This is a genomic window from Pseudomonas sp. PICF6 (assembly GCF_009831705.1).
Taxonomy (GTDB): Bacteria; Pseudomonadota; Gammaproteobacteria; order Pseudomonadales; family Pseudomonadaceae; genus Aquipseudomonas; species Aquipseudomonas rhizophila.
Map to the genome: position 1 here is coordinate 271,090 of NZ_WUUD01000035.1, position 9,822 is coordinate 280,911.

The 9,822-nt window shown below is 60.0% G+C and carries 9 protein-coding genes and 1 pseudogene; 6 read left to right on the forward strand and 4 right to left on the reverse strand.

Translation table 11 applies throughout. The features are described 5' to 3' along the window. Positions 1-185 precede the first annotated feature (185 nt). Positions 186-1,397: a multidrug effflux MFS transporter gene (locus GSM73_RS25840; protein ID WP_160894257.1), complete on the reverse strand. Its 1,212-nt coding sequence runs from the start codon at positions 1,395-1,397 to the stop codon at positions 186-188. A gap of 162 nt (positions 1,398-1,559) precedes the next feature. On the opposite strand from GSM73_RS25840, the pseudogene GSM73_RS28330 reads away from it, so the two are divergent. Together GSM73_RS28330 and GSM73_RS28335 are read left to right on the forward strand one after the other, a co-directional pair. Further along, positions 1,560-1,721, forward strand: a pseudogene (locus tag GSM73_RS28330) (TetR/AcrR family transcriptional regulator); the annotation flags it as partial. 585 nt (positions 1,722-2,306) lie between these two features. Beyond that, positions 2,307-2,672 (forward strand): MarR family transcriptional regulator, encoded by a 366-nt coding sequence (locus tag GSM73_RS28335; RefSeq protein WP_178129686.1) that lies wholly within the window; start codon positions 2,307-2,309, stop codon positions 2,670-2,672. Between the two features lie 202 nt (positions 2,673-2,874). Here the strand turns inward: GSM73_RS28335 and GSM73_RS25855 are convergent, their stop codons facing one another. Further along, a complete protein-coding gene (locus GSM73_RS25855) occupies positions 2,875-3,879 on the reverse strand; it encodes an aldo/keto reductase (protein WP_160894259.1) in 1,005 nt (334 codons plus the stop codon). 261 nt (positions 3,880-4,140) lie between these two features. Beyond that, the gene (locus GSM73_RS25860; protein WP_047229674.1) at positions 4,141-4,701 is read right to left on the reverse strand and encodes a PaaI family thioesterase; all 561 of its coding nucleotides are present in this window, start codon (positions 4,699-4,701) and stop codon (positions 4,141-4,143) included. A 62-nt stretch (positions 4,702-4,763) separates the two neighbouring features. Here GSM73_RS25860 and GSM73_RS25865 point away from each other — a divergent pair, with 62 nt between their 5' ends. After that, the gene (locus GSM73_RS25865; RefSeq protein ID WP_160894261.1) at positions 4,764-5,216 is read left to right on the forward strand and encodes a MarR family winged helix-turn-helix transcriptional regulator; all 453 of its coding nucleotides are present in this window, start codon (positions 4,764-4,766) and stop codon (positions 5,214-5,216) included. Positions 5,217-5,250: 34 nt separating this feature from the next. On the opposite strand, the gene GSM73_RS25870 is transcribed toward GSM73_RS25865, so the two are convergent. Further along, complete coding sequence (locus GSM73_RS25870; protein ID WP_372241417.1) at positions 5,251-6,243, reverse strand: GntR family transcriptional regulator; 993 nt, start codon at positions 6,241-6,243, stop codon at positions 5,251-5,253. Positions 6,244-6,586: 343 nt separating this feature from the next. Here GSM73_RS25870 and GSM73_RS25875 point away from each other — a divergent pair, with 343 nt between their 5' ends. The 3 genes from GSM73_RS25875 to GSM73_RS25885 all read left to right on the forward strand — a co-directional run. Then, positions 6,587-7,978: an amidase gene (locus tag GSM73_RS25875; protein WP_160894266.1), complete on the forward strand. Its 1,392-nt coding sequence runs from the start codon at positions 6,587-6,589 to the stop codon at positions 7,976-7,978. A 26-nt stretch (positions 7,979-8,004) separates the two neighbouring features. Then, complete coding sequence (locus GSM73_RS25880) at positions 8,005-8,883, forward strand: polysaccharide deacetylase (RefSeq protein WP_047229670.1); 879 nt, start codon at positions 8,005-8,007, stop codon at positions 8,881-8,883. A gap of 28 nt (positions 8,884-8,911) precedes the next feature. Beyond that, a partial coding sequence (locus GSM73_RS25885; protein ID WP_256677114.1) for an MFS transporter occupies positions 8,912-9,822 on the forward strand: 911 nt, incomplete at its 3' end.

Genomic DNA, 9,822 nt, shown 5'->3' on the forward strand with positions numbered 1-9,822 from the left:
GCGGGGTCACGTGCCGCGGCATAGACCTTCGCGGCACCCGCCGCGAGCAGTGCTTGCACGAAGGCCTTGCCCAACCCACGGTTGGCGCCGGTCACCAGCGCCACGCTACCTTTGATCTGCATGTTGATTCTCCAGTTGTTGGTCATGACGCAAACAAGAAACGACGCCTCAGCGCTTTAGCGTGTTTATTTCGCGAGACTGCCCCGTAGAAGGAACAGCGCCAGCGCGATCAGACAGGCTGTCGTCTGGACACCGCCCAGTGCTGTAACCGGTGCAAGCGTCAGCACCGAAACCAGCCAGGTTGTCAGTGCCGCCGCCCCCATGGAAACAAAGCCCAACAGGGCGGAAGCCATCCCGGCTTCTTTACCAAAAGGTCCCATGGTGATGGCCGTGCCCAGCGGATTGGCCAGGCCCATGCCCCAAAGAAACGTGACCATTGAAAGGGCATACCACCCAAGGCTCGGATCGGCCGGGCCTGCGAGCAGGAGCCCTCCGCCCGCCATGGCACAGGCAATGCCCAGCGTGGTAATGAGTCTTGGGCCGTAGCGGTGCGCCAGGCGCGGGGCCGCCATGCCGGCTGCGAACACAACGAACACCGTGCAAGCGAAGTACAGGCCCGTCTGCAACGACGTCAGGCCGATCCCTTTCATCAGAATAGCGGGGGCGGCGGCGAACGATGCGAACAGTCCGCTCATCAGCAGGCTCATCGAAAGGGCAGGTAGGATGAAGCGCTTATCCAGCGTCAACCGCCGATACGCGAGCACCACGCTCTTGGCTGAATGCGGCGCGCGGCGGTCGGCGGGATGGGTCTCGCCAAGGCCGCGAACGTAGAAGAAGGCGAGCGCAACGGCGGCCAGCCCTACCAGGATAAAAATCGCCCGCCATCCAAGCGTGACCGACAGCAGGCTACCCGCCAGTGGTGAAAAACCTGGCGCAGCGGCGGTGGCAATCATGGTCAGCGACAACGCGCGAGCGAGTGCTTCTCCCTCAAACAGATCCCGTGCAATTGCGCGCGACAGCACTGAGGCGGCACACACGCCCAATGCCTGGATGACGCGTCCTGCAATCAGCGTATCGAGGGTGTTGGCGAGGCCTGCGACGACGGTGCCCACCACGAAGATCGCGAGTCCGCCCAGCACCAGCTTCTGGCGCCCGTAGCGGTCAGCCAGCGGCCCGACCACCAACTGGCCCAGTGCGAAGGTGATGAAGAAGCTGGACAGCGTCAGGCCAAGCGCGCGGGCGTCCACTCCCAGGTCTTCACCGATGACGGGGAATGCCGGGAGGATGATGTTGGTGGAGAGCATACCGATAGCAGCCAGGCCAGCGAGCAGTGCCACGATTTTTCCGGTCAATGGCTGGATGGCCTGGACGGGGGCATTCACAAAAGTTGTCGTCATGGATTTACATCCCTTGGCGCTTATGGAAGCGGTAGTCGTGGAATTGGCCGTCAGGCGGAAGTCGGCCCGCACTCTGGCTACGGCGTATGATGGTTGTAATATTTTCAGCCAAGCATGATGATCATCATGTTATTCGTCAAGCATAAATATCGAGGTCCACCGATGAGATATCCTGCAAGCCAGACTGCAGAACGGCGCGAGAAAATCCTTGAGGAGGCCTCCCGGTTGTTTCGCGGCAAGGGCATCGCAGGGGCGAGCATTGCGCAGGTCATGAAGGCATCGGGCCTGACTCATGGCGCGTTTTATGCGCACTTCGATTCGAAGGATGCGCTGGCTTGTGCCAGCCTTGAGCATGCGATGGACCAGTTGGCGCTACGGTTGCGCGACACTGTCTCCAGCAGCGATACACCCAAACAAGCCTTTCTGGACAGGTACCTAAGTCAGGGTCACCGCGACCACCCGGAAGCAGGCTGCGCAATGCCTGCGTTGGCCATTGATGTCGCACGCGAACCGGGGATGCGGCGTTCGTTCACGAGCCGGGTCGCCGGAATGATCGAGTCGTTCAGCGCCAGTCTTCCCTGGCGGCGTGACCGATCCAGGGAAGACCAGGCGATCGGTTTCATGTCGGCGATAGTCGGCGCCATGGTGCTCGCCCGAGCGGTCGACGATCAACCGCTGTCCGACCGCATTCTTCAAGCGACACGTGACGAACTGCTTGCGGGTGAGCAGGCTGGGGCAGCAGCACAGGCCTTGGACAATATCCCCGACATCAGCCGACCCGTAGCCCGGAAAATATCTAGTGAGCTAGATAATGTTGAGCTACAAAAGCGAGTTCTTGCCAAAAAGGCTGTCGTGCAGCGGGAAGTCGGAACCCAACTGTCCTTTGCTCTGTACGGTGCCGCCAATCGGATGATTCGCCTGCACAAACCCTTGCTGGAGCCCCTTGGGCTGACGTTCCCCCAGTACCTGGTCATGCTGGAACTGTTCACGGACGCGCCCAGGACCGTGGGCGATCTGGGCGCTGCACTTGGGATGGATACCGGGACGATCACGCCCTTGCTCAAGCGTCTTGAAGTGTCGGGCATGGTGACTCGAGCCCGCGACAAAAGCGACGAACGCCGCGTGCTGATTGCGCTTACCGACGCTGGGGAATGCCTGCGCGAAGAGCTTTGGGCCGTCACGGACAAGATCAAGACCGCCTGTCAACTGACTGAGGATGGGTTGGAAGCTCTTCGCGGCACGCTTAAGGCTTTTGCGCGTCCCGCTGGCGAATGAGGGCAGCCCTCCGAAGATAGACCGGCAAGTGCAGTATCGATGTACCAGCGCCATCGTCGCTGCCGGTTGCCTGGAAGATGTGACCCTCAAGATAAGCCCTCCTGAATCCACCACCTGATTGCGCAAGCTGCCACGCCCTCAGCGTGGTCGCCTTCGCGATGGGAGTGTCGCTCGCGTACACCAGCACAGCGCCGAGGCAGGACTATGCCACGATCCGATCCGCGCTCTCGGCCCAGGGGATTACCGTCCGCGCTGGAGTCGAGGGTGTCAGGATGCTTGCGGTATCGAGGCGACTGATGTGCTCGGAAGAAAGCTCAAGCGACAGCGCACCGAGGTTGTCGGTGAGCTGAGTCATTGAGCGTGGCCCGATGATCGGCACAGCCCCGTGGGTGCCTGCCCAGGCAATGGCGACCTGACCTGCACTGGCGCCGATCTCGCCCGCGATGGCAATGACGGCGTCGAGGATTTGTGTACGCTGCGCCGAATTCTCCGGCTGGAACACCCGGCCGCCCAAACCTTCGGCGCGACCTTTCTCCCCTTGGCGGTACTTGCCCGTCAGCATGCCGCCGCCCAGCGGCGACCAAGTGACGATACCAAGGCCCAGCGCGTGCGATGCCGGGAACAGGTCGGCTTCGGGCTCGCGATGAACCAGACTGTGCTGGAACTGCGCAGCCGCGATGGGAACGGTACGAGTAAGTTCGGCCAAGGTCACTGTGCGGGAGAGTCGCCAGGCGGCGAAGTTCGAGAGGCCCGCATAGAGGATCTTGCCCGCGCGAGCCAAGTCCTCGAAGCCACGGACGATTTCCTCGGCCGGCGTGACGCCATCGGGATGATGCACCCAGTAAATGTCAATCCGATCCGTCTTGAGTCGCTTCAGGCTCGCTTCCACGGAGGCGATCATGGCCCTGCGGCTGTTGCCGGTGACCAGCCGATTGGCATTCGGCTGCGCGCCGCTGCTGTACTTCGTCGCAATGACGAAATCTTCGCGCCGCCCCTCCAGCAGGATGCCGATCTGTTCCTCCGATTGTCCGAACTGGTAGACATCCGCTGTATCGATGAAATTGCCTCCAGCCTCGGCATAGGCGTTGAAGATCGCTTTGCTGGTATCGGGATCGGCACCATGGCCCCAACCCGTGCCAAAGTTGCCGGTGCCGAGCGCCACCTGCGAAACCCGCAGGCCGGTTTTGCCAAAGGATGTGTATTTCATGACTTTCTCCATTGATCCAGGAGCGATGATATTGCCGCTGTTGGACGACGCGGAACCACGAGGTTGCCTACGAAAATCTGCACGACTTGCCCGTCCTGATTCAGCGCGTCTGGTGCATCTTGATCCGCCCTTGCTCCGCTCTTGATCTCGACGGGCACACCTTCAGGATTTTGCTTTCCACATTCAGTTCATCGCAGGGGTGTCTTTCTGCGATGCGCCATGCGTGGCGATCGGGGGCGGACCGCAGCGCGGAGAACAATGTCAGGCTTGCTCATGTGGACTCCTCGGAGAAGGGGCAGGGAAATCGAAGATCAAGCATGTCGTAGTGGCGTGCGCGTACAGCTTGCCGTCGGGGCCAACGATTCGGCCTTCGGCAGTGGCAATCCGACTTCCTGCATGGATCAACTTCCCCTCGGCTCGTACTAGCGGTACCGCGTCGGTCAAGGCGCGGACCATGTTGACTTTCAGCTCCAGCGTAGTGAAGCCCTTACCCGCGGGTAAGGTCGAATGCACGGCGCAACCTACCGCCGAATCGAGCAGCGTGGAAAACCAACCGCCGTGCACGGTTCCCAGCGGGTTGTAGTGCCTTCGTTGCGGTCGACCTTGGAAGATCGCTGTGCCTGGTTCCATGTGAATGGGCAGGAAATCGAGCGTATCGCCGATTGGGGCGGGCGGGAGTTCCCCAGCAAAAATTGCCTCGAACAACTCCATGCCTGTCAGGCTGGTGATCTGTTTCTGCGTCGCGGAGTGGGAGGTGTTCCAACGGGCACGAATCGCTTTTTCCTCTTCGTCCCACCGCGCAACGACCTGGTCAGCCTGCATCACGAACTCCTTCCTCATCCTCAATACTTGTATATGCAATACTTGTAGATACAATCTATAACATGAAAAATATGACCAAGCCACAGGGTTGCACCAATCTGAAGATTCGCCAGCTCAATCGCATGGTGACGCGTCACTACGATCGCTATATCGCCGAGTCTGGATTAAAAAACACGCAGTACTCATTGTTGTCACACGTCGTCAGACTGGGGCCCATTCGGCCGAGCGACCTGGCTCGGCGAATGCAAATGGAGGCTTCGACGTTGACACGGAATATGCAGCCACTGGTCGCTCAAGGCTGGTTGACGGTCGGGGCAGGTAGCGACGCGCGCAGCCGTCTTGTCCAAGTGACCGAGGCAGGACTGGAAAAGCAAGCAGAAGGGCGGCGCGCCTGGAAAGAGGCGCAATTGGCACTTAATGAGCGACTCGGCGTGCATCGCGTTGCGGCGCTCCATGAGTTGCTGGATGCATGCATCGAGTGCCTTGATGATGAGCCTGAAACGTGTACGGACTGACTGGTAGGCGATTGGCCGTTTCCCAGAAACGCTTTCAGCTCAGTTTGGTCAGATATTCCGGCACCTGTTGCTCAGGTAGCACGGACAGAACTTTCAGCCGCTGCAACATGCGTTGGCGGGCGCGGTGGAGGTGTTCCTTGAGGTTCAGAGCTGCTGCGTCGAATGCGCCATGCAGTAGCAGCTCTAAAATCAAACGGTGCTCGGCCAGCATGGCTTCGTCGGGGCCGAGGCCCAACTGACTGTAAAAAATCCGACTGATGATCCTGGGACTCTGGGCCTGCCGGATCAGCGTAGCGATCTTGCGATTGTTTATTCCGGCGAGGCAGTGGTAATGCAGGTCTTCTTCAAGTTGCTCAATGCATGCCAGACTGCAACGTGGGTTGCTCTGTGCCTCATTAACCCGAGCCAGCATCGCTTCAAGGGATTCGCGACTAAGCCCTGGTGCGCTCTGGCGTAACGCCTCAGGTTCAAGGCAGGCGCGCAACTCGTAGTCTTCGGTGACCTCCCTGGCGGTGAGGGGGCCGGCCAGCCATTGGGAGTAGGGTTCCTTTTCCACCAGGCCGCGGTCACGCAGGCGCATCAATGCCTCGCGTATCACCGCCCGACTGACGCCGTAATGCTCGGCGGCCATTTGCTCGTCGAGTCGATAGTGTCCGAAAGCGATACAGGTCGATAAAGCCGAGCCAATCTCGTCGAACATCCGCTCGCCCAACGGCCGGGTATCGACCAGTTCTTCGCTGCTATCAAGGCCGAGTTGCTTGTGGGTAACGGCCAACCGCAGGGGCTCCACTTCCACCCCTTTCGGGTTGACCAGATAACCGCGGCCATCGAATCGACTGATCAAACCTTCCTTATGCAACAGGTCCAGCGCTTTGCGCACCGGTACGCGGCTGGTTCCGAACAGGTCGGCCAGAGGTGCTTCGAGCAGGACGAGCCCTTGAGCCACCTCCCCATCAACGATGGCGTCACGCAGGACCTGGCGGATCATGGCGTAGCGGGATGCAGTGCGGTAATCCTCGGCGGTCATCGATCTCATACGCTTCTCGAAAGGCGGGGGGAAGATTCTCGCACAAGTCTGTTGTCACCGTGGACCACGTCATTTGTGCGCGTTCGTAGGGCCGTTGTTACTGTTCTGCACCAAAACGGATATTTATTAATTAATACATTATCGGTGTTGCTGGCTGGCCCTGCCTGGAAGGCTTCGCAAAATAGGAACATCAACCCGCTCGGAAAGGTGTCTAGTCCGAGTGATAGACGCAGGCCGCTTGCTCAGGTTTGCCGCTCTGGCATGCCTTCAGTATTCAGTTTGGCACGCTATCTGCTCTGTAAAACGTACATTTTAATAATGAATACGTTTATTGGTGAGTCAGATGTCCTACTCCAGTCCTCGATTACCCCTTGAAGCCGATGCTTTGGCGATGGCGGATGCATTCGCCTCGGGCAGCAGCGACCCGGTCAAGGCGTTGGAAGAAATGCTGGCCAGGGTGGCGGAAGTCGATGACGTGTTCATCTCTCTTTGTTCGGCGCGTGCCTTCCGCGAAGCCCACTCGTCAGCCGCACGCTGGAAGGCCGGACAGCCGGCAAGCGCACTGGACGGCGTTCCCATAGCTTGGAAAGACATGTTCGACGTCGCCGGCAGCCCAACTACCGCAGGCGCATCCGTACGCCGCGACACTTCGCCAGCGCTGCTCGACGCCAATGTCGTAGGCCTACTGGCGCGAGCCGGGATGGTCAGTGTCGGGAAAACAAATCTTAGCGAATTTGCTTACTCAGGCCTCGGACTCAATCCCCATTTTGGCACGCCGCATAATCCCGTAGGCCTCGACCAGCCACGCATTCCGGGCGGCTCGTCCTCAGGCTCAGCGGTCGCCGTCGCGGCGGGAATCGTGCCGATCGCCATGGGCACGGACACCGCTGGCTCCATCCGAATTCCAGCGGCCTTCAACGGCTTGGTGGGATTTCGAAGCAGTTGCAGACGCTACAGCCGTGAAGGCGTCTTCCCGCTCGCGCATACCCTCGACAGCGTGGGGCCTCTGACGCGCAGTGTGCGCGACGCCTTATCCATCGACGACATTCTGCTTGGGCGCGCCAAACCGACATCGCTTGTCCCCCGAGATTTGGCTGGGCAGCGATTCTGGGTCGATCAGGCAGTCATTGATGATGAGCGCATAGAGCCTGCGGTACGCGACAACCTGCTGCAATGCTTGATCGTGTTGAAAAATCACGGTGCGCTGATTGACCTGCGACCTTCGCCAGCCTTTCAGGCGGCACTTCAGCTCATTGAGCAACAAGGTTGGCTCGGTGCTTCTGAGGCTTTTGCCCTGCATCAGTCTCTGCTGGACAGCGATGCCGCCGCACGACTCGACCCCCGTGTGCGGCGCCGTCTGGAAGCGGCACGTGCATTCCCCGCCAGCCAGTTGGTCAACCTCTACGGGGCACGCAAACGCCTGCAGCAACAAATCACCGATGAACTTGATGGCGCGTTTTTGATTACCCCAAGCGTGGCCCATGTGGCGCCGCCGTTGGCGGCACTGGAAGCCGATGACGAGCTGTTCGCGCAGACCAACCTCGCTACGTTGCGCCTGACGATGCCCGGCAGTTTGCTGGATCTGCCGGGTGTGTCATTGCCCAGCGGCTGCGATGCGCTCGGTTTGCCCACCGGCATGCTGATAAGCGCGCCGCCGGGCGAAGACTCTCGATTGTTGCGAGCTGCGCTGGCAGTGGAAGCCGCGTTGCGCCACCACCAAAACACCCACGATTGATCTGATAAATCCGCAGGAGAACAATGATGGCTAAAGAAATTCTGTGCGCCTTCGGCGTCGACGTAGACGCCGTGGCAGGCTGGCTGGGCTCTTATGGTGGTGAGGACTCACCCGACGATATTTCCCGTGGTCTGTTCGCTGGCGAAATTGGTGCTCCGCGTTTGCTCAAATTGTTCGAGCGTTACGGCTTGCGTACCACTTGGTTTATCCCCGGCCACTCGATGGAAACTTTTCCCGAGCAGATGAAGGCGGTGGCCGATGCGGGCCACGAAATCGGTGTGCACGGCTACAGCCACGAAAACCCGATTGCGATGACCGCCGAGCAGGAGGAAATCGTGCTGGATAAGTCCATCGAGCTGATCACCCAGGTCACCGGCAAACGTCCTACCGGCTACGTCGCGCCGTGGTGGGAGTTCAGTAAAGTCACCAACGAGCTGCTGCTGAAAAAAGGCATCAAGTATGACCACAGTCTGATGCACAACGACTTCCACCCCTACTACGTGCGCAAGGGCGACAGCTGGACCAAGATCGACTACAGCCAGCACCCCGACACCTGGATGAAACCCCTGGTGCGCGGCGAAGAAACCGATCTGGTGGAGATTCCGGCCAACTGGTACCTCGACGATTTGCCGCCGATGATGTTCATCAAAAAGGCACCCAACAGTCACGGTTTCGTCAACCCGCGCCACCTCGAGGAAATGTGGCGCGACCAATTCGACTGGGTCTACCGCGAACACGAACACGCGGTGTTCACCATGACCATCCACCCCGACGTGTCCGGCCGCCCACAAGTGCTGCTGATGCTTGAGCGTCTGATCGAACACATCCAGAGCCATGCCGGCGTGCGCTTCGTCACTTTCGACGAAATCGCCGACGACTTTATCCGCCGCCAACCGCGTACCTGACACCCACCCATCCTTCGAGGCGCGATTCATGTCTATCTACAACAAGCTTGACCTGACTGGCTGGAAACCCCGGCAATTGACGTCCCAGGAAGTACGCTTCGCCACCTGGATCGCCTTCTTCGCCTGGGTGTTTGCGGTGTATGACTTCATCCTGTTCGGCACCTTGCTGCCCGAGATCGGCCGGCACTTTGGTTGGGGTGAAGTGGAGCAAGCTGAGATCGCGACCTGGGTGGCGGTGGGTACCGCCGTCGTCGCCCTGGCCATCGGCCCGATTGTCGACAGGCTGGGGCGGCGCAAAGGGATTATCCTCACTGTGGCCGGTTCCGCGCTGTGCTCGGCGCTCACCGCGATTGGCGGGGCGTGGGGCAAGTCGCCGCTGATTCTGATCCGTTCGTTGGGTGGCCTGGGCTATGCCGAAGAAACCGTCAATGCCACTTATTTGACCGAGTTGTATGGCGCCTCTGAAGACCCACGGCTGACCAAACGTCGCGGCTTTATCTACAGCCTGGTGCAGGGCGGCTGGCCGGTCGGTGCGTTGATCGCCGCCGGCTTGACCGCGCTGTTGCTGCCGATCATCGGCTGGCAGGGTTGCTTCATCTTCGCCGCAATCCCGGCCATCGTGATTGCGATCATGGCGCGCAAGCTCAAGGAGAGCCCGCAGTTCCAGATCCACGAACGCATCAGTCAGTTGCGTAAAAGCGGCGCCGTGACCGAAGCGCAAAACGTCGCCGTGACCTACGGCGTGGACTATGACGAACACAGCAAGGCTGGCCTCAAAGCCGCGTTCCGTGGCCCGGCCCGTCGCGCCACATTGGTGATTGGCGCCGCGCTGCTGCTCAACTGGGCGGCCATCCAAGTGTTCAGCGTGCTCGGCACTTCAGTGATCGTCAGCGTGCACCACATCTCGTTCGAGAACTCGCTGATCATCCTCGTGTTGTC